This is a genomic window from Streptomyces sp. NBC_01232 (assembly GCF_035989885.1).
Lineage (GTDB): Bacteria > Actinomycetota > Actinomycetes > Streptomycetales > Streptomycetaceae > Streptomyces.
Window position 1 is genome coordinate 398,066 of record NZ_CP108518.1, and the last position, 18,691, is coordinate 416,756.

Consider the following 18,691-nt stretch of genomic DNA (forward strand, 5'->3'; position numbering starts at 1 on the left):
CGGCCGCCGATGCCGTCACCTCGGCACGAACCGCTCCTCCCTCCACCCAATCGCGTTTCGGCACCGCCCGCGAGCCGGGCCGAACCGGGCCGATCCGGGCCGGACGACAGCCGTACGCGTCCACAGGGGGGCGGATCCACGGCCCGCGCGCTATCCTCCGCGCCATGTTGATTGACATGAGCATGCAGTTACGGGTGCGGTCGCGCGCCCTGGTGTGCCTCCTCGTGCTGGCCCTCCTGGGGACAGTGACCACAGCGGCCGCCGCACCCCGGGTGGCGGCCCCCTCCACGGCCACCACGAACACCGCCGACGCCGCAGCACGAGCCGCCGCCACCGCCCGCTGGGGCGACCGGCGGCTCGACGAGGCCGCCTTCCTGACCACCCACAACGCCTTCACCAACTACGAGGACTCCCGCTGGAGTTCGGTCAACCAGTCCGAGTCCGTACGCGCCCAGCTCGACAACGGCGTCCGCGGCCTGAGCCTGGACACGCACTGGTACGAGCGCAGCACGTGGCTGTGCATCATCAGCTTCGGCAGTGACTGCTACCCCAGCGACGTGTACCTGTGCCACGGCGACTGCAAGACCTTCGCCGGGGCCACCTACGCCCTGCCGCGCCAGACCTTCCACGGCACGATGCAGACCGTGGTGGACTTCCTCGCCACCCACCCGCAGGAGGTCGTGACCGTCTTCCTGGAGGACTACGTCGGCGCCGATCAGCTGCAGCAGTCCCTCAGCCGGGTCAGGGGCCTGCAGGACATGGTGTTCCGGCCCGACGAGTGGGGCACGCGGCAGCACGGCTGGCCGAAGGTGGCCGATCTCGTCACCTCGGGCAAGCGCCTGCTGATCTTCTCCGACCGGTCCGACCGGGAACACCTGGGCGTGATGTACGACCGGTCCTGGACGGTGAGCAACTTCTGGAGCCTGGGCGACCTGGGCAACGACCTCACCTGCGTCAGCCGCTGGGGCGACGTACCGCTGGACCGCCAGGAGCCCGGATTCCGGCGGCTGTTCACGATGAGCCACCACCGCAACGTGCCCACGGTCCTCACCGCGGCACTGGACAACGGCAGCAAGCTGAGGAACCGCATCGCCGATCAGTGCCGGCCCGCGGCCGGGGGCCGCGATCCGAACTTCGTCTCCGTCGACTTCCACCGTCTGTCGGACGGCAGCGGCCACACGCCCGCCTCGATCGTCGCGGAGCTCAACGCCCGCCCCTGAGGGGCCGGAACGCGGGCGGCCTGCCCGTCGGGCGGCCCGTCACCCGGGCGGCCGGGCTCCGGTCAGCCGGCCGCCCGCGCGCCCAGTGACCGGCGCTCCTCCTCGGTCAGGCCGCCCCACACACCGTAGGGCTCCTGGACGCGCAGTGCGTGGTTCAGGCATTGCGCCCGCACCGGGCACAGCGCGCACACCTCCTTGGCCTCCTGCTCCCGCGCGGCGCGGTCCTCGCCGCGCTCCCCCGCCGGGTGGAAGAAGCGGTCCGTACCGAGTGCCCGGCACGCCGCGTCCTCCTGCCACGACCAGAGGTGCTCCGCACGGCCCGGCAGGCGTGCCACCTTCGACATCACTCGACTCCTCTCGTCCACGTTCCGTATGTCCTTGTCGTCCGGTCCCCCCTCACGCGTCTGACCCGGGTCCGCGTTTCGAAACACGGTCGGCCCACGTCGGCGGCTCGGCGGCCGTGGACGTCGAGACCCGCGGCAGGGCGTAGGGGTGCTTCTCCGCCAGCCACGCGACCAGCTGTTCGCGTACCACGCAGCGGGCGGTCCACAGGTCGTCGGGGTCCTTCGCGGTGACGATCGCCCGCACCACGATGGTGGTGGCCGTGGTGTCGGTGACCGCCAGGTCCCAGCCCCGGCCGTCCCACGCCTCACAGCTGTCCAGGACCTCCTTGAGCTTCTCGCGCATCAGCGCCACGGGGGCGGTGTGGTCGCAGTGGAGGAACACCGTGCCGGTCATCTGGATCCCGCCGCGCGACCAGTTCTCGAAGGGCCGTCCCGTGAAGTACGACACGGGCATCGTGATCCGGCGCTCGTCCCAGGTGCGCACGGCAAGGAAGGTCAGCGTGACCTCCTCGACGACACCCCACTCCCCGGCGACGACGACCGTATCGCCGATGCGCACCATGTCGCCGAAGGCGATCTGGAAGCCGGCGAAGAGGTTGCCGAGGGTGGACTGGGCGGCCACGCCCGCGACGATGCCGATGATGCCGGCCGAGGCCAGCAGCGAGGTGCCCACGGCGCGCAGGTCGGGGAAGGTCAGCAGCATCGCGGCGGCGGCCACCACGACGACCACGGCGGTGACGATCCTCATGATGAGCGTCACCTGGGTGCGCACCCGCCGGAGCCGGGAGGGGTCACGTGTGCCGAGCGCGTAGCGCGCGTACGTGGACTCCACCACGGCTGAGGTGACGAGGACGACGCACCACGCGCTCGCCCCGATCAGCACGAGCGTCAGGATCCGGCCGACGGCCGCCTCGTGTTCTTGGAGCGGCGGCCACTCGATCTGCCGGTACGACCCGCGCAGCAGCGCCGTGAACAGCAGGACCCGCACCGACGTACGGCAGCGGCGCAGCATGTCCCACAGCGGGGTCTCGGGATGGCGGGCACCCGCACGTCGCAACAGCAGGTCGGTGAGCCGGCCCACCAGGAAGGTGAGCACGATCGCGCCGCCGGTCACGGCGACCAGTCGCAGAAGGCTGTCCATGACTCCTCAGAGGTATCTCGGGAACGGATATGTGCAAAGGGTGCGGAGCGTCCGTCCCGTCAGGCTGGGTACAAGCGCATCACCACATGGCGGGGCACGGCAGCGGAAGACGAGGTGAGAGCGCGGTGCAGACCATCGGACCGGACATCGGCGAGCGCACATCGGGCGTACGGGGGCCGGCCTTCCCCCAGCGCCGGCGGCTCGCCCTGCGCGACGCCCGACGACAGGTCGGGCGCGGGCGCGCGTTCGCCCGTGAGGCTCTGGCGGACTGGGGATGGGACGGCCGGGACACGGCCGAGGACGCGCTCCTCGTCGTGTCCGAGCTCGTCACCAATGCGAGCCTGCACGCCGGCGGCTGCCACGAGCTCCTGCTCCGCTCGGGGGACGCGTTCCGCGTCGAGGTGTACGACGGCCTCGGCGACCTGCGCCGGCTGGTGAGCGCGTCGCGGCGCGGTGGCCCCGGCGACGTGCGCCCCCCGGGTCTCCCGGGCGGGCACGGTCTGCGCCTCGTGCGCAGGCTCGCCGACCGCTGGGGCGCCGAGGTCGTCGGGCAGGGCAAAGTGGTCTGGGCCGAGTTCGACGCGGAACGCCTGCTGACGGGCCGGCCCGGGCGCGCATGAACCGGCCCGGCCGGACCGGCGGGACGCGCCCGGGCCGGGCGTCAGTCGTGCAGCAGCTCTTCGCGCAGGGTGCCCAGCGTGCGGGTGAGCAGGCGGGAGACCTGCATCTGGGAGAGACCGATCTCGGCGCCGATCTCCGCCTGGGTCATCTCCTGTCCGAAGCGCAGCTCGAGGATCTGGGAGCTTCGTTCGTCCAGGTCGGCGAGGAGCGGCGCCAGGGCATGGCGGTCCTCGACGGCCTCCAGCGCGGGGTCGACATCGCCCAGGGTCTCGCCGAGGCTGCGCGCGGTGCGTGCGGCCGTGGGCCCCTGGGTGGCGCCGGTGGCGTTCTCCTGGGGCACGTCGAGGGACTGGGTGGAGTAGCCGTTGGCGGCGACCAGACCCTGGCGGACCTCGTCCTCGCTGAGCCCCAGCCGCTCGGCGAGTTCCGCGGGGGTCGGCGCGTGGTCCGTCTCGGAGGTCAGCTCCTCCGTGGCCTTCGCGAGCTCCAGACGCAGCTCCTGGAGTCGGCGCGGAACGCGCACGGCCCAGGTGGTGTCGCGGAAGTGCCGCTTGATCTCGCCCGTGATGTAGGGCAGGGCGAGCGTGGTGAGCTGCGTGTTGCGCTCGGGGTCGTACCGGTCGATGGCCTTGATCAGGCCGATGATGCCGACCTGGACGATGTCCTCGTTCTCGGGTCCGCCGGGGCGGTCGCGGAACGGACGGGCGGCGAACTGCACCAGGGAGATGTTCATCTCGATGAGCGTGTTGCGCACGTACTGGTACTCGCGGGTGCCCTCGTCGAGGCTCTGCAGCCGGTCGAAGAAGACGCGGGTCAGCTCCCGGGCGTCGCGGGTCGACAGCTCCCGTGGGCAGGGCACGTCGGGCAGCCCGCCGAGCCCGGAGGCGTCTGCGGTGCCGGCGGTGCCACCGGTGGGGGTGGCCGTCGTGGGGTTCGTCGGGGTCATGGCCTCGGCCGTGGCCGTGAAGGTCATCGTCTTCGCTCCTTGGGCACGTGTGCTTGCGGTGCGTCTCGATAGCTCGGGTCGTGCGGAAGTCTGCCTCCGCTTCCCTGCACCATGTCGGGGCCGCGGACAGACGTCAAGTAATACCGGAAAACTGGTTCGGGAATTGCTTTTCGTGAGTTATCCCTCAAGAATGACGGTGTGGAGAGCGAGCACACGGGTCACCGCCGCAACGGCTGGACCTTCCTGACGAACCACGCCCGGGTTCTGATCGCCATCGCGCGAGACCCGGGCATCCGTCTGCGTGACATCGCGCAGGAGTGCGGTCTGACCGAGCGCACCGTGCAGGCGATCGTCACGGACCTGCAGGCGGACGGGTACCTCACCAGGACGCGGGACGGCCGGCGCAACCGGTACGTGGTCGCGCCCGGCGCGCGCTTCCGCCACCCGGCGGAGGCCGGTCACGAGATCGCCGGCCTGCTCGCCTACCTCGCCGGCCCGCTGACCGCGCCCGCGCCGCCCGCCGGTGAGGTGGCGAACGACACGCCCGGCGGCAGCGAGCCCCACGCGACGGTGTAACGGTGTGACGCCCCGGCGGCGGGGTCAGACTCCGCGCGGGCGCGCCCGGAAGTGCGCGCGGACCCCGGGCAGGAACATGGGGACCGCGGCGGCCGCGGCGAGCAGGGCCGGAAGGGCCGCGAGAGCCGGCCCGACGCCGGGAACCGTCCCGCTCATGCTGTAGTCGTTGACCACGAACAGCAGCCCTCCGGCGCCGGCCACACCGAGGACGGTACGGGCCCAGCCGCGGCCCGCCCGCATCTTCACCGCCACGGCCAGCCAGCCGCCCAGCAGCACGGCCAGGATCCCGCCCGACAGCGCGAGCCGGCCGGCGGCGCCCGGTCCCGACACGGCGGTCAGTTCGTCCAGGCCGGTGGGGTCGATCACGAACGCCCCCAGCGCCCAGTCCACGACATGCGCGGCGACGGCGGCGAGCGTGAGCCACCACGCCGCCTCTATCCCCTGCGGGCGCGCGCCCGGCGCATCCCTGCCCGTGGTTCCGGTCATGGCACGTCCCCTCAGCCTGCGGACGCGGCCGCGTCCGTCCGTCTACGCCCTCTCAGAGGAGATGCGGATCCGTCCGGTTCCCTCCGACTCCCCGGCGGGGCCGGGTTGTTCACAACCGTCCCAGGGACGGCCGGCCGAACCGTACGGGGACGCCCGGCGAGTAGAGCACGCTCACGGGCGGCCCGGCCGGGGCGGGCAGGCCCGCCGCGGAGATCAGGTCCTCGTCGCAGTCGAGGAGTTCGGCGCGGTGCAGCGGCCAGCGCGGGTGCGCGTTCGGGAGGTACAACGGCCGCCCGAGGAACTCCGTGTGCATGCCCCAGCGGGCGGTCAGGAAGTGTTCCAGGGCGGTCGGCTCCGCGATGCGCTCACCGACCCGGACGGCGATCCGGCTGTGCGCACCGCGCGGTCCGGGCCAGCGGCGGCGGCCGGCGTACGTGACGGTGTCGCCGTCGTGACGGACCGTCATCCGGGACCAGACGTACGGGATTCGGAACGCGGCCCGTCCGATGGCCACCGGAATCAGCCGGGAGGCGTCCAGCGAGCGGAAGACCACGGCGCGGCGGCCGTGGGCGTCGACCGAGTAGAGGCGGACATTGGTCTCGGGGAAGGATCCCAGGTAGGGGATGCCGGGGAGGCGGAACCAGCCGACCCTGTGCATGCGGAAGGCCACCAGGCCGACGTAGGTGACCCCGTCCAGGGTGTCCGGCACGGTGCCGGCCGGCAGCAGCGGGGCGACGTGGGCGGGGTCGGCGGCCCAGTGCAGGAACGCCAGGTCGAGCCAGGACTGGGTGAGCAGGGGCCGGTCCGCCGTGTGCGGCGGGTCGGCCGATATCGGCTCCGGGACGGCGGCGTGCGGCGGCGTCTGACGCATTCGGCCAGTATCCCCCGCACCCCGCGCGCCGACGGTCGTCCCAGCGGTTCTCGCCCCGTGGTGCGCGGGGCCGGCGAGGCTCCGGGCGCGTAGGTGCAACGAGTACGGGAGTCAGCCGCTCCGGGTCTGCTGCGAGTCGGGCGGTGGTGCGAACAGGGCCCCGACGATCTCGGTGGCAAGGTCGAGCAGCCAGGTGTGGGCGCGGTCGTCGTCGTGGCGCTGGTGCCACAGCAGGTACAGCGGTATGGCGGGCATCCGGAGTGGCAGTGGCAAGGTGATCAGACCGAGTCGGTCCCGGGCCGCGCGGGTGACCGCGTCGGGAAGGGTGACCACCAGGTCGGCGTCGAGGGCCAGTTGCAGCGCGAGGGCAGCGGTGGGCGCGGCGGCGGCGACGCGGCGTTCGTGGCCGCGTTCGGTCAGGGCTTCGTCCATCGGGTCGCGCAGGCGTCCGCGGCGCGAGACGGTGACGTGGTCGGTGGCGGTGTAGCGCGCGACGCTCAGCGGGCCTTCGGTGAGCGGGTGGCCGGGGCGGACGGCGACGACGAGCCGGTCCTTGCCGACGAGGCGGTGGCGGACGTCGGGGATGGCCGGCAGCGTGGAGCTGGATTCGAGGTCGATCTCACCCCGGCGCAGGTCAAGGGTGTCCGTGCCGGGTTCGGCTTGCAGACGCAGCTGCACGCCGGGCGCCTGACGGTGGATGCCCGCGATGAGGGCAGAACCGCAGGCGGCGGCCAGGGCATCGTGCCAGCGCAGGGTGAACACCCGCTCCAGAGTCGCCAGGTCGAGTTCCTGCTGCGCGGAAAGAAGCTGATGGGCCTCTTGCACGAGGGCGTGGACCTGGGCGCGGATGGCCAGTGCACGGTCGGTGGGGACCATGGTGCGGCCGGTGCGGACCAGGATCTGGTCACCGGTGGCCTTGCGGATGCGGCCGAGGGAGCGGCTCATGGCCGGTGGGGTGACGTGGAGTCGGGCGGCGGCGCCGGCGACGCTGCCCTCTTCCAGCAGCGCGTCAAGCGCGGTGAGCAGGTTCAAATCCAGTTGCATGAGAGTAACTCTACGAGTGAAAAGCATGCACTTGTTGTTAATCGAAGGGCGGCCTACCTTCGAGGAGCGGGCGCAGGACAAGCCGCACCGCATCAACCGGAACCAGGGAGCCCATCATGAGCACACCCATGCCTTTCGACGCCGGCACGACGCTGGTCTCCGACGTGAGCGCCGCGGTCAAGACCGCAGGCCGGACCCTGCTCGACCGCTACACCCCGCACGCCCGAGGCGTGAGCCTGAGCGAGATCGTCGACTGGATCCACGCCAACGACGACGCGGTGCTGGACGTGCTGCGCGCTCCGTTGCTGCGGGCCCGGCCCGGATCCCAGTGGGCCGAGGACGAGCTGGCCGGCGGACCGCTCCCGGCCGGGGAGTGGTGGGTCGTCGATCCCGCCGAGGGCAACATCAACCACGTCCACGGCATGGAGGACTGGGCCGTCGCCGCCACCCTGGTCAGCGACAACCTGCCGGTGCTCACCGTCGTCCACCTGCCACTGACCGGCGACACCTACACGGCCGTCGCCGGTGGCGGTGCCAGGCTCAACGACCGTCCCCTGAAGGTGTCCGCCAAGACCGACCTGGGCGCCGCGCTCACGGGCACCGGTCAGGCCAGTCCCGGCGAGAACGAGCGCACATTCCGGCGGATCGGCGAGTCGGTCACCGCCATGCTCACAGGCGGCCTCGTCGTGCGCGTGTCCGTTCCCGCCACATTGCAGCTCATCCATGTCGCCGCCGGCGGCATGGATGCGTTCTGGCAGTTCTCCGACGTCCGCTCCGGCCTGGTCGCCGGTGCGCTGCTGGTCTCCGAGGCCGGAGGCACCGTCACCGACCTGGCGGGCGAGCCCTGGACCACGGGGAGCCCCGACTTCCTGGCCGCCGCCCCCGGCATCCACGCCGACGTCCTCAAGATCCTCTCGCCGATCGCCTGACCGCGGCAGAGGCCCCCTCTCCCGTACGTCCCCGCCAACACCGCAAGGAGCATCACCTCATGACCCTCATCGGCATCCTGGGCACCGGTCGCGTCGGCCGGAGCCTCGCCCAAAAGCTCGCCACGAGCGGACACCACGTCATCCTCGGCCACCGGAGCACGGAGGAAGATCCCGCAGGGCCGGTCGGCGGCATGGGCCCCCGCATCTCCTTCGCCAACCAGCACACCACCGCCCGCACCGCGGACATCGTGATCAACGCGACGCCGGGCGACAGCGCCCTGGACCGCCTCACCCGCCTGCGCACCGAACTCGCCGGCAAGATCCTCATCGACGTCTCCAACGCGACCCGCGACGCGCACGACGGCCTGCCGGGCGAGCTGTGCTATCCCGGCAGCAGCCTCGCCGAGCAACTCCAGGCCGCCCTGCCCGACACCCGTGTGGTCAAGACCCTCAACACCATGCTGTTCATGGTCATGACCGCCCCCGAAACCCTGGGCACCCCGCCGACCGTCTACGTGTCGGGCGACGACCAGCAGGCGAAGCGGACCGTCACCGGCCTGCTCGGCGACCTGGGCTGGCAGCCCTCGTGGATCGAAGACCTCGGCGACATCACCACCGCCCGCGCCACCGAGGCCATGATCCTGGTGGTGCCCCACATCCTGCGCCGGCACGGCTTCCAGCCCTTCGCCGTCTCCCTCACCCGCTGACCCCACCGGGGCCGGCAAGCACTCCCGTACGGCGGAGCGCGGCGCCGGACCCCGGACCGAGGTCAGGCCTTCGGCACGGTGTTCACGTAGTGGGTGCCCGAGCTGTAGAAGCCGTCCACGGTCTTCTGGACATCTGCCTGCGAAACGGCTTCATCGGCCTTGTAGTAGACCCAGTTGACCTTCATGTCCCACGTGCGCGGACCACCGGTGGCGGGTGTGTCGATGAACCAGTTGCTGAAGTGGATGTCCATCTTCTCTCGCGGGACGTACTTGCCGGAGCTGGTGAACAGCTCCTTGCCGTCGAGGGAGTAGGTGACCTTTCCGTTCAAGGCGGTGACCATCAGGACGTGCCAGCCCTCGGTGCGCTGCTTGAGGGTGTGGCTGACCCGGTCCGGCGGATCGGCCTTGTGCCAGCTGACGTTGTCGAGTCGCGGACCCGCCGTGCCCCAGCCGCCGTTCGGGAGGTACTCGAAGTCGAGCTCGCTGTAGTCCGCCGAGTCGTCCTGCGGGGAGATCGGGAAGAAGGTCTGGACGACGTGGTCGCCGTTGTTGCCCGTCGTGGGCCTGCCGCTGAAGTGGACCCGGGCGGCGAAGGTCCCCGTGAAGAGGTTCTTGCCGGTGCCTTGCACCTCGACCTGCTTGGTGCCCTGCTTGGTGCCGTCGGTGGACGATTGCAGTCGCAGGACCCGGCCACCCTGGGCGGTCGTGTCGGAGGGGAAGCCGGCGCCGGCGGCGGACCAGGAGTCCTTGATTCCGGGGCCGCCCCCGCCGGTCCGCACCTCCCAGCCGTGGGCGGCGAGCGACGGGTCGTCGGGGCCGCTGTAGTGGAAGGTGTCGAACAGGGTTCCCGGCGGACCGGACGGGGTCGGCGAGGCGCTGGGGGCGGGTGCGGCGGCGTCGTCGCCGGGGCCACCGGAACACGCGGCGAGTACGCACAGGAGGGCGGGCAGCGTGAGCGCGGTCCGCACGTGGCGACGAGGGGTGCGGCGGGGCTGGCTCACACGGGCTCCTTGAGGTGCAGAGGCAGTAGCTGGACACGCCCTCTGCAGGGGGAATCCTCACCGGCCGACCCGGTGAGGGCGTCATCCTAAGGCGCGCGTCGACGGGCCACGTGACGGCCGTGGGCAGCTTCCGGAACCGGGGGCACCGCGGTCCCGGCACGACCGCCCCGGCCGGACAGGCACCGATCAGTATTCGGCGAAGGGGTGGGCGTGCCTACTAACCGGTATCACTTCTTCCGTTTCGATCTGGTCACGCCCATTGAATAGACCAGGCCATATGCGCACATCAGGCACAAGTCGATGCGGGCCGGTGCACTAGCGTTCGCCCTGCGATCCCGCGGTCTCCGTACCCTGCAATGAAAGGCCTCGCAAGGTGCGCCGAGCCATGTCCTCCGTCCAGCGCGGATCCGAACACCGGACGCATCCTGGAACATCCGGATCGGGCTACGAGGAACCCGCCCCCGCACCGGTCTTCGTCGACCAGTCCGGTGTGCGTGGCCGTCTGCTACGGGGTTTCGGCTGGCCGGTCTCCGTGGTCGGCGCGATCCTGGCCGTCGCCATGGGCGGCAGCCTGATCGGTATGCAGGCGGACGCCCCTGCGATGGGCATACCCGCGCAGCCGTTGCGCTCACCCGTGCCGTCGCCGACCCAGTCGCCCCCGCCGTCCTCGTCGTCCTCGCCGTCGTCACCTCGGGCGGTCACGCGGTCCGCGACTCCCGGGGCGAAGGCCCCGGCCGCCAAGACCTCGGCCGGCCCGTCGAGTACCGCAGCCGCCCCGTCGAAGGCTGCCGTCACCCGGCCGAAACCCGCGGCCACCGCGCTCCGCGGGGCAAAACCCTCGGACCGACCGGCCACCAAACAACCCTGATCACCGGCACCACCGTCTCCAGGAGCGTCATTGTCCCGCCACCAGCGCCGCCGGCAGTCCCCACTGAGGCCGCGCCGACTGGCCGCGCCGCCGCTGCGCTTCTTCATGCCGCTGTCCCTGCTCGCGTGCCTGCTCGCCCTGCTCGTCCTGCGCGGCCTCGCCACCAACGAGGCGTTCCACGACTCCCGGATCGCGATCTCGGTCGACAAGACGACCGTGCCGGCCAACCTGCTCAAGGGCGGTCCGATCATCGACGCGCGTGGTGCCAAGAACGAGCACCCCGTCAGCTACCACGTCCCCGACCGCACCGCGGTCCTGAGCTTCGACGACGGCCCCTCCCCGGAGTGGACTCCGAAGATCCTCGAGGTGCTCGCGGCCCGCAACATCCGTGCCGACTTCTTCGTCACCGGTGCGATGACCACGCGCAACCCCGATCTGATCCGGCGGATCGTCGCGGGCGGCCACGAACTCGGCGTGCACACCTTCACCCACCCGGACCTCGTGTACCAGTCCCACGCCCGCACCAGCTGGGAGCTGGCGCAGACGCAGCTGGCGCTGGCCGGAGTCGCGGGTGTCCACAGTGCGTTGTTCCGGCCGCCGTACTCCTCCGACGCCTCCGCGATGGACGACTGGAACTACCCGGTGATCAAGTACGTGGGGGCGCGCGGCTACCTCACCGCGTTCATCGACCGCGACACCGACGACTGGAAGCGCCCCGGCGTGAACGAGATCGTCAAGGCGGCGATGCCGGCCAAGCCCGGTGCGGGCGCGCTGATCCTGCTGCACGACGCGGGTGGCGACCGTACCCAGACCGTCGCCGCGCTCGTGCAGATCATCGACAAGCTGCAGGCCCAGGGCTACCGCTTCACCACCATCTCCGAGGCGCTCGGCGCCTCCAGCGCGACCGTGCCGGTGCACGGGTTCCAGCTGTGGGCGGGCAAGGGGTTCATCTGGGCCACCCAGTTCGCCGTGCTCACCCTGCCGGTACTGGTCGGGCTGCTGGCCCTCGTAGGCTTCCTCAACTTCGGACGGTTCGCGCTGATGCTCGTCCTCGCGCCGATCCACGCCCGCCGCTCCAAACGGCGGGACGCCTGGGGGCCACCCGTCACCCAGCCGGTCACCGTGCTCGTCCCCGCCTACAACGAACGCGAGTGCATAGCCAACACCCTCCACTCACTCGCCGCCAGTGACCATCCGATCGAGGTCATCGTCATCGACGACGGCTCCACGGACGGCACCGCGGACATCGTCGAGGAGATGAACCTGCCGTTCGTCCGGCTGATCCGCCAGGTCAACGGCGGCAAGTCCAGCGCGCTCAACACCGGCATCGCGGCCGCCTCGTACGACATCGTCGTGATGATGGACGGGGACACCGTCTTCGAGCCGTCCACCGTGCGCGAGCTGATCCAGCCCTTCGGCGACCCGGCGATCGGCGCGGTCGCGGGCAACGCGAAGGTCGGCAACCGCGACAGCCTGATCGGTGCCTGGCAGCACATCGAGTACGTCCTCGGCCACAACCTCGACCGCCGGATGTACGACATGCTGGGCGTCATCCCGACCATCCCCGGTGCCGTCGGCGCGTTCCGCAAGGAGGCCCTGCGGCGGGTCGGCGGGATGAGCGACGACACCCTCGCCGAGGACACCGACATCACCATCGCGGTGCTCTGCGACGGCTGGCGGATCGTCTACGCCGAGCACGCCCGCGCCTGGACCGAGGCACCCGCCAGCCTCCAGCAGCTCTGGTCCCAGCGGTACCGCTGGAGCTACGGCAGCATGCAGGCGATGTGGAAGCACCGCAGCTCCGTGACCTCCCGCGGTCCGGCCGGGCGCTTCGGCCGGATCGGGCTTCCGCTCGTCGTGCTCTTCGGAGTGGTCGCCCCGCTGCTGGCGCCGCTGGTCGACCTGTTCCTGCTGTACGGCGTGCTGTTCGGGGACGCCCCGATCACCCTCACCAGCTGGGGCGGCTTCATCCTGCTCCAGGGGGCACTGTCCTGGTACGCCTTCCGGCTCGACCGCGAGAAGCCCTGGCACCTGATCAGCCTGCCGATCCAGCAATTGGTCTACCGGCAGCTGATGTACATCGTCCTGCTGCAGTCCGCGATCACAGCGATGACCGGTGGCCGGCTGCGGTGGCAGAAGCTCCGTCGCACGGGCGAGGTCGCCGTACCGGTGGAGGCCCGACCGTGACCGCATCCTTCGACACCATGCAGTTGCGGGTCCCTGCCGCGTTGCGCGCCGAGCCGACTCGGGAACCGACGCCGGAGGCGGAAGCGCCGGCGCCGGCCGAGCGCAAGGGCGGCCGGGACCGCTATCTCGACCTGCTGCGCGCGCTGGCGCTGGGCCGCGTGGTGCTCTACCACACCTTCGGATGGTTCTGGCTGCCGCTCGTCTTCCCGTCGATGGGCGTGATGTTCGCCCTGGCGGGCTCGCTGATGGCCCGCTCGCTCAGCCGTCCCGCCCTCGGTGTGATCCGCGGCCGACTGCGCCGGCTGCTGCCGCCGATGTGGCTGTTCGGGGCCGTCCTGATCGCCCTCCAGATCCTCGACGGCTGGGGCCCCCGGTCCGAGGGGCACCCCACCTGGTGGTGGGCCAAGCTGGCCTTCTGGATCCTGCCGCTGAGCACCCCGCCGTACGCCGAGGCGCTGAGCGGCTTCCAGCACGTGGAATCCAGCTGGGCCACGCAGATCATCGTCCCGCTCTGGTACCTCCGGGCCTACCTCTGGTACGTCCTGCTCTCGCCGCTGCTGCTCCGGGCACTGCGACGCTTCCCGGTGGCGACGCTGTCCGCTCCGCTGGCGATGGTCATCGTCATGAACGCGTTCTTCGTCGACCAGGAGTTCGTCTACAGCCGGGTCTGGGAGACCGCCAACGACTTCGCCACCTTCGGGGCCTGCTGGATCCTCGGCATGGCCCACCAGGAGGGCCTGCTCAAGAAGATCCCGCAGTACGTGCTGCCGTCCGTCGCGCCGCTGATCATGGTGGCGGCCCTCTGGTACCTGCAGACCCGTCCGGTCGATCCCACCGTGGCGACCGACATCGAGTCCTGGCCGATCGCCCAGGCCCTGTGGTCCTTCGGCTTCGTCGCGATCCTGCTCCACGTCAGCCCGTCCTGGGAGCGGTGGCCCAGACCGCTGGAACGCTGGAACGGCCTGGTCGGCCTGCTCAACGCGCGAGCCGTCAGCGTCTACCTCTGGCACCAGGTCGCACTGGTGGTCGCCGTCCCGCTGATCGACCCGCTCTGGAGCGTCCCCTTCGTCTACGACAACCTCCAGTGGCTGCTGGCCAGCCAGTGGTTCACGCTGCTGGTGGCGATCCTGCTGCTCGGGCTGCTCGTGCTGACGTTCGGCTGGGTCGAGGACGTGGCCGCCAAACGCCGGCCCCGCCTCTTCCCGTACCCGCGCCGCCGGGGCCGGCGGCGGGCCACCGAGTGACGCGAGCCTCCCGCGGGCGGGCGCCGATGGAGGCCGTCTGCAGCGTGTAGCGGTGCAGGGGCTCGTCGAAGCCCATGCGCTGCGCCACGTCGAAGGCGTCGCCGCCGCCGTGGCGGAGGTCGTCGAGGAATTCGGCGGTCGTTTCGTGCACGGTGTGCGTACCCTCCTGCGGCGGATGCGGGGAGGCGGATACCCGGGCTCAGGCGTCGGCGGTGACGCTCGGGGCGCGTTCTCCGGCGGGAACGGTGGCGGGAGCGGCCGGTACGGGAGACTTCGCGCGGCGCGTGAGGAGGCCGGCCAATGGCTCGGTGTAACGGGCGGTGAGCGGGCCGACGATGACGAGGATCAGGACGTAGGCGGTGGCCAGGGGGCCGATCCGGGGCTCGGCACCGACGGCGAGCCCGGCGATGACGATGGAGAACTCGCCCCGGGCGACGAGGGTCCCGCCGGCACGCCAGCGGCCCCTGCCGTGAATTCTGGCGCGGCGTGCCGCGTACCAGCCGGTGGCGATCTTCGTGAGCGCGGTGGCGACGGCGAGGAGCAGGGCGGGAAGCAGGACCGGCGGGATGTCGGCGGGGTCGGTGGACAGGCCGAAGAAGACGAAGAAGACGGCGGCGAACAGGTCCCGCAGCGGGGTCAGGAGGGTGGCCGCACCTTCGGCGACCTCTCCGGACAGCGCAATGCCGACCAGGAAGGCGCCCACGGCGGCGGAGACCTGGAGCTCCTGGGCGATTCCGGCGACGAGGAGCGTGAGGCCGAGTACGACGAGGAGCAGCATCTCGGCGTTGTCGGAGGACACGGCGCGGCTGATCAGCCGTCCGTGGCGCAGTGCCACGTACAGGACGGCGCCCACGGTGCCCAGGGAGATCAGCAGGGTGACGGCGCCGCCGGCCAGGCTCACTCCGGCGAGCAGGGCGGTGAGGATGGGCAGGTAGACGGCCATGGCGAGGTCTTCCATGACCAGGATGCCGAGGACGACGGGCGTTTCGCGGTTGCCGAGGCGGCCGAGGTCGCCGAGGACCTTGGCGATGACTCCCGAGGAGGAGATCCAGGTGACGCCGGCGAGGGCGACCGCGGCGACGGGACCCCATCCCAGCAGCAGTGCGGCGGCGGCGCCGGGTGCGGCGTTGAGGACGAAGTCGACGGCTCCGGAGGGGTACTGGGTCTTGAGGTTGGTGACGAGTTCGGAAGCGCTGTATTCCAGGCCGAGCAGGAGCAGGAGCAGGATGACTCCGATCTCGGCGCCGGTCGCGACGAACTCCTCGCTCGCCTGGAGCGGGAGGATCCCGCCGTGGCCGAAGGCGAGTCCGGCGAGCAGGTAGAGCGGTATGGGCGAGAACCCCACTCTGCCGGCGAGGCGGCCGAGCAGGCCCAGGGCCAGGATGATGGCTCCGAGTTCGATGAGCATGGCGGTCGTGTGGTGCACGGGCGTCGGTCCTCCGGTCGGTTCGGTGACGGCGTCAGTGCCTTGTCGGGGTACGGGACATCGGGTGCGGTGCCCGGTGGGCTCCGCGGGGTGGCAGGCGTGCGCGGCCGGTCGGCCGGTCGGCCGGTCGCAGGCATGACCGGGCTGGTCTCGGTGTGCGGGTGAGCGTGAGGAAGGTGCGCCGTTCGTGGCCCGGGCTCCGGATGCGGCTCACTGCTGTGGCCGCGCGAAGGCGGAGAAGGCGGAGAAGGCGGAGAAGCGGGAGCGGTCGGCCGGGGCCGTGGGGGAAGGGGCCGCGCAGCGCGCGGTACGGCGGCGTCAGACGCGAGGAGCGGTGCGGCCGGTATCGGGCACGCTGTCGCGGGCGGTGTTGTCGATACGGGCCGCGGGCAGCCGCAGGGGGTGCGCGTCTCGACCCATGTCATGTCCCCCCACTCGCACCGCCGTCCGGATCCGGACGAGACGATGACCCCCAAGATTGAGCACCCACCCGCTCAATAGAGCGCGACGGCTCGTAAGGAAGTTTAGCGCACGACAAATGGCGCCCACGATGCGAAACATTGCAAACACGAACAAAGGGACCGCACCGGAGTGTGGGCTTCTCACTCCCTGCCGAGGATCTCCGCCGCGGCCTCGACGCCCTCACGGGTCCCTATCACGATGAGCATGTCCCCGCCCGCAAGTCGGAAATCCGGTGTCGGCGACGGGATCGCCTGGGCACGACGCAGCACGGCGACGACGGACGCGCCCGTCTCGGTGCGGATTCTGCTCTCCCCCAACACCCGCCCGTTCCAACGGCAATGCGCGGACAGTTCGATCCGCTCCGCGACCAGCCCGAGGTCCGTGGTCGAGAGCAGACTGGGACTGTGGTGGGACGGCATCAGCGCGTCGACCAGCGCCTCCGCCTCCCCCGCGGTCAACTTCGCCGACAGCGCGCACTCGTCAGGATCGTCACCGCCGTAGGCGTTCAGGGTCCGCGTCCCGTCGCGGTGGGCCACCACCGAGATGCGGCGGTGCTCACGGGTGGTCAGGTCGTAGCGGACGCCGATGCCCGGTAGCGGAGTGCTGCTCAGACGTGGAACAGGCACGCGGAACCCCCGGTGTGTGCGGAAACCGATGGAGGGGAGCGACGTGGTCTCCGCCTCCGGCAGCCACTCTATCGATGCAACGTTCGAGCGAGCGGGGGGGCCAACGGTGCACTGCGCCCGCCCCAGTTGGGGCGGCGCCTCGCGGACGGGTTCACGTCGCAGGCGGGGCGAATCGGCGGTGGGGGCTCTCTCCCGGTGGTGCATCATCTCGGAGGGCCCCAACGGCGGGGCACCGCGTGAAGGAGGCGTCGCATGGTCGAGTGGAAGCGGATCAGTTCAGGCATGCGCCCCGTGCCGAGTCCCGCCGCGACGGGCTCGGTCTGGGCCGCGGCGGCCGTCGCGGCCGTCGCCCTGGTCGCCGTACTCAACCTCCTCGACGGACCCGGCGACCCCGCCGTGGACCTCATGGCGCTCTCCCTCGCCGTGGCCCTGGTGAGCACCGGGGCCCGTCTCACGGCCGCCCCGGGAACCGCCCTGCTCTGCTGGCTGGTCCTCAACGCCTTCGCGAGTGCACCGATCGGTGAGCTCACCTGGGAAGCCCCCTTCGACCTCCTGCGCCTCGCCTGCCTCCTTGCCGCGGCGAGCACGGGAACGGCCGTCGCCCGCCTCACCCATGCTCGCGCCGCGCACCGACGGCTCAGGCCGTAGCCGTCGGTGCACGGCGGGGCGGAGCCGTGGGTCAGCCGCGCGTCAGCCGGCGGACGGGGCTCCGGAGGTCTTGCGCAGCACGCCTATCTTGTCGATGCGGTGCTCGGGGTTGCCCTGGGCGTCGCTCCAGAAGTTGCCCTCGGCGTGGTCCTCCGGCGTGGCACACGTCGAGATCGTGATCATCGCCCGCGTGGGGGCCGCGCCGGGTTCCCCCGGCACCGCGGCGCGCTGCTCGCTCAGCGAGCGCTCCGAACGGAAGGACGTCTTGCGGGTCGCGGTGATCTCGTAGGTGTACACCACGTCACCGACGGTCACGAGGACCGTATCGCCCTTGTTCACGCCCGGCAGGCTGCCCAGCGGGCCGCCGGCCGACAGGCGGTGCGCCGTGACCAGGAAGTTGCCCACCTGGCCGGGGCCGACTCCGCCCCGCTCACCGTAGGGACTCGCCGCCACACCGCGGTCCTGGATGCGCGTCCCGGCCACGTCGTCGGTGGTGCCCTCGTACGGCATCACGCGCAGCCCGGAGATCCCCACGGAAGGTATGGACAGCGTCGAGGCCACGTGCGCGGGGGTGGGGGCGGCCGGGGTGGCAGTGGCCACCGGCGACGGTTCCCGCGCGGGCTGGTGGGCGGCGGAGGCCGCGGCTGCCGTCGGCGCCGCGTGCGGTGGCGCTGCCGGGCCGGCGGCGGCCGAGGGCCCGCACGCCGTCAGCAGGACGGTCACGGCACCGGCGATTGCGGCGGGTACGGCTCGGGAGGGGGACGGCAGGGACATGGGCATTTTCCGTGTCGGTCGATCGGCCGGGGCCCTGGCAGGTGGGTGGCCCGGTTCGCCCGGCCAGAGTGACATACGGAGCAAGAGGTCCATAAGGGTCCGCCCCTGTGACCTCCGCCCCGGGCCGCCGCGCGCCCGGCCCGACGGATTTCGAAATCGCGGGAACCTCCTTCCGTATCTCTGCGACTACCTCGCCGGAGGGGGTGCCGTCCCGGCTCCGGTACCGCGGCGCGCAGGTTCCGGGCCGCCGGTGGCCGGCACCTCGTCCGTCTGGCACCGAGTACAAGAATCCGGAGTGACGATGGCGGACCGGCTTGAGTACCCGACCCTGGCGATCACCGCCCTGAAGCGGTGGGCGCCACCGCCCGCTCTCACCGGCTTCCTGGCGCTCCTCATAGCGATGTTCGCGCTCTCGTACGCGGTGGGGTCCGCCGCCGACCCGGTCGCTCCCGGTATGCGCTCCACCGAGTTCGACGGCCCGGGCTTCGTCGGGGACCCTGCCCGGCCGCACGGGCACACCGCCGGTACGGGCACGGGCGGCACGCGGTGACGGCGGAGCGGACGGAGCTG

General features: G+C 71.5%; 20 protein-coding genes. 9 read left to right on the plus strand and 11 right to left on the minus strand.

What is annotated here, in order from left to right; genetic code table 11:
• Nucleotides 1-176 precede the first annotated feature (176 nt).
• Nucleotides 177-1,220 (plus strand): PI-PLC domain-containing protein, encoded by a 1,044-nt coding sequence (locus OG444_RS02000; protein WP_327260405.1) that lies wholly within the window; start codon nt 177-179, stop codon nt 1,218-1,220.
• Nucleotides 1,221-1,282: 62 nt separating this feature from the next.
• On the opposite strand, the gene OG444_RS02005 is transcribed toward OG444_RS02000, so the two are convergent.
• Nucleotides 1,283-1,564, minus strand: a complete 282-nt coding sequence (locus OG444_RS02005) for a WhiB family transcriptional regulator (RefSeq protein ID WP_327260406.1) — start codon at nt 1,562-1,564, stop codon at nt 1,283-1,285.
• Nucleotides 1,565-1,616: 52 nt separating this feature from the next.
• On the minus strand, nt 1,617-2,705 hold the full coding sequence (locus OG444_RS02010; protein WP_327260407.1) for a mechanosensitive ion channel family protein: 1,089 nt from the start codon (nt 2,703-2,705) through the stop codon (nt 1,617-1,619).
• A 125-nt stretch (nt 2,706-2,830) separates the two neighbouring features.
• Here OG444_RS02010 and OG444_RS02015 point away from each other — a divergent pair, with 125 nt between their 5' ends.
• The gene (locus tag OG444_RS02015) at nt 2,831-3,325 is read left to right on the plus strand and encodes an ATP-binding protein (protein WP_327260408.1); all 495 of its coding nucleotides are present in this window, start codon (nt 2,831-2,833) and stop codon (nt 3,323-3,325) included.
• Nucleotides 3,326-3,366: 41 nt separating this feature from the next.
• On the opposite strand, the gene OG444_RS02020 is transcribed toward OG444_RS02015, so the two are convergent.
• Nucleotides 3,367-4,299 carry a SigB/SigF/SigG family RNA polymerase sigma factor gene (locus OG444_RS02020; protein ID WP_327260409.1) on the minus strand — a complete coding sequence of 311 codons (933 nt, stop codon included), beginning with the start codon at nt 4,297-4,299 and terminating at the stop codon, nt 3,367-3,369.
• A gap of 171 nt (nt 4,300-4,470) precedes the next feature.
• Here OG444_RS02020 and OG444_RS02025 point away from each other — a divergent pair, with 171 nt between their 5' ends.
• Nucleotides 4,471-4,848 carry a helix-turn-helix transcriptional regulator gene (locus tag OG444_RS02025; RefSeq protein WP_327260410.1) on the plus strand — a complete coding sequence of 126 codons (378 nt, stop codon included), beginning with the start codon at nt 4,471-4,473 and terminating at the stop codon, nt 4,846-4,848.
• A 24-nt stretch (nt 4,849-4,872) separates the two neighbouring features.
• Here OG444_RS02025 and OG444_RS02030 read toward each other — a convergent pair whose 3' ends face one another.
• The 3 genes from OG444_RS02030 to OG444_RS02040 all read right to left on the minus strand — a co-directional run bounded on the left by OG444_RS02030 (nt 4,873) and on the right by OG444_RS02040 (nt 7,249).
• Nucleotides 4,873-5,334, minus strand: a complete 462-nt coding sequence (locus tag OG444_RS02030) for a hypothetical protein (RefSeq protein WP_327260411.1) — start codon at nt 5,332-5,334, stop codon at nt 4,873-4,875.
• A 109-nt stretch (nt 5,335-5,443) separates the two neighbouring features.
• On the minus strand, nt 5,444-6,205 hold the full coding sequence (locus OG444_RS02035) for a YqjF family protein (RefSeq protein ID WP_327260412.1): 762 nt from the start codon (nt 6,203-6,205) through the stop codon (nt 5,444-5,446).
• 111 nt (nt 6,206-6,316) lie between these two features.
• Entirely contained in the window at nt 6,317-7,249 is a 933-nt protein-coding gene (locus OG444_RS02040; RefSeq protein ID WP_327260413.1) for a LysR family transcriptional regulator, read from the minus strand.
• Nucleotides 7,250-7,365: 116 nt separating this feature from the next.
• Here OG444_RS02040 and OG444_RS02045 point away from each other — a divergent pair, with 116 nt between their 5' ends.
• Together OG444_RS02045 and OG444_RS02050 are read left to right on the plus strand one after the other, a co-directional pair.
• Entirely contained in the window at nt 7,366-8,178 is an 813-nt protein-coding gene (locus OG444_RS02045) for an inositol monophosphatase family protein (RefSeq protein WP_327260414.1), read from the plus strand.
• A 59-nt stretch (nt 8,179-8,237) separates the two neighbouring features.
• Nucleotides 8,238-8,885, plus strand: coding sequence for an NADPH-dependent F420 reductase (locus OG444_RS02050; RefSeq protein WP_327260415.1), 648 nt, complete (start codon nt 8,238-8,240; stop codon nt 8,883-8,885).
• A 62-nt stretch (nt 8,886-8,947) separates the two neighbouring features.
• Here the strand turns inward: OG444_RS02050 and OG444_RS02055 are convergent, their stop codons facing one another.
• On the minus strand, nt 8,948-9,886 hold the full coding sequence (locus OG444_RS02055; protein ID WP_327260416.1) for a glycoside hydrolase family 16 protein: 939 nt from the start codon (nt 9,884-9,886) through the stop codon (nt 8,948-8,950).
• 444 nt (nt 9,887-10,330) lie between these two features.
• Nucleotides 10,331-10,702 carry a hypothetical protein gene (locus OG444_RS02060; RefSeq protein WP_327260417.1) on the minus strand — a complete coding sequence of 124 codons (372 nt, stop codon included), beginning with the start codon at nt 10,700-10,702 and terminating at the stop codon, nt 10,331-10,333.
• Nucleotides 10,703-10,784: 82 nt separating this feature from the next.
• Between OG444_RS02060 and OG444_RS02065 the strand changes: the two genes are divergently transcribed.
• Both OG444_RS02065 and OG444_RS02070 read left to right on the plus strand, forming a co-directional pair.
• The gene (locus OG444_RS02065; RefSeq protein ID WP_327260418.1) at nt 10,785-12,941 is read left to right on the plus strand and encodes a bifunctional polysaccharide deacetylase/glycosyltransferase family 2 protein; all 2,157 of its coding nucleotides are present in this window, start codon (nt 10,785-10,787) and stop codon (nt 12,939-12,941) included.
• A 17-nt stretch (nt 12,942-12,958) separates the two neighbouring features.
• On the plus strand, nt 12,959-14,185 hold the full coding sequence (locus OG444_RS02070) for an acyltransferase family protein (RefSeq protein WP_442810737.1): 1,227 nt from the start codon (nt 12,959-12,961) through the stop codon (nt 14,183-14,185).
• A 199-nt stretch (nt 14,186-14,384) separates the two neighbouring features.
• Here the strand turns inward: OG444_RS02070 and OG444_RS02075 are convergent, their stop codons facing one another.
• Nucleotides 14,385-15,611, minus strand: coding sequence for a cation:proton antiporter (locus OG444_RS02075; protein WP_327260420.1), 1,227 nt, complete (start codon nt 15,609-15,611; stop codon nt 14,385-14,387).
• 602 nt (nt 15,612-16,213) lie between these two features.
• Nucleotides 16,214-16,699: a cation:proton antiporter regulatory subunit gene (locus tag OG444_RS02080; protein WP_327260421.1), complete on the minus strand. Its 486-nt coding sequence runs from the start codon at nt 16,697-16,699 to the stop codon at nt 16,214-16,216.
• Between the two features lie 252 nt (nt 16,700-16,951).
• Here OG444_RS02080 and OG444_RS02085 point away from each other — a divergent pair, with 252 nt between their 5' ends.
• Complete coding sequence (locus OG444_RS02085) at nt 16,952-17,347, plus strand: DUF4118 domain-containing protein (protein ID WP_327260422.1); 396 nt, start codon at nt 16,952-16,954, stop codon at nt 17,345-17,347.
• Nucleotides 17,348-17,389: 42 nt separating this feature from the next.
• Here OG444_RS02085 and OG444_RS02090 read toward each other — a convergent pair whose 3' ends face one another.
• Nucleotides 17,390-18,121, minus strand: a complete 732-nt coding sequence (locus tag OG444_RS02090) for a class E sortase (RefSeq protein WP_327260423.1) — start codon at nt 18,119-18,121, stop codon at nt 17,390-17,392.
• 301 nt (nt 18,122-18,422) lie between these two features.
• On the opposite strand from OG444_RS02090, the gene OG444_RS02095 reads away from it, so the two are divergent.
• Nucleotides 18,423-18,671 (plus strand): hypothetical protein, encoded by a 249-nt coding sequence (locus OG444_RS02095; RefSeq protein ID WP_327260424.1) that lies wholly within the window; start codon nt 18,423-18,425, stop codon nt 18,669-18,671.
• The last annotated feature ends 20 nt before the right edge of the window (nt 18,672-18,691 follow it).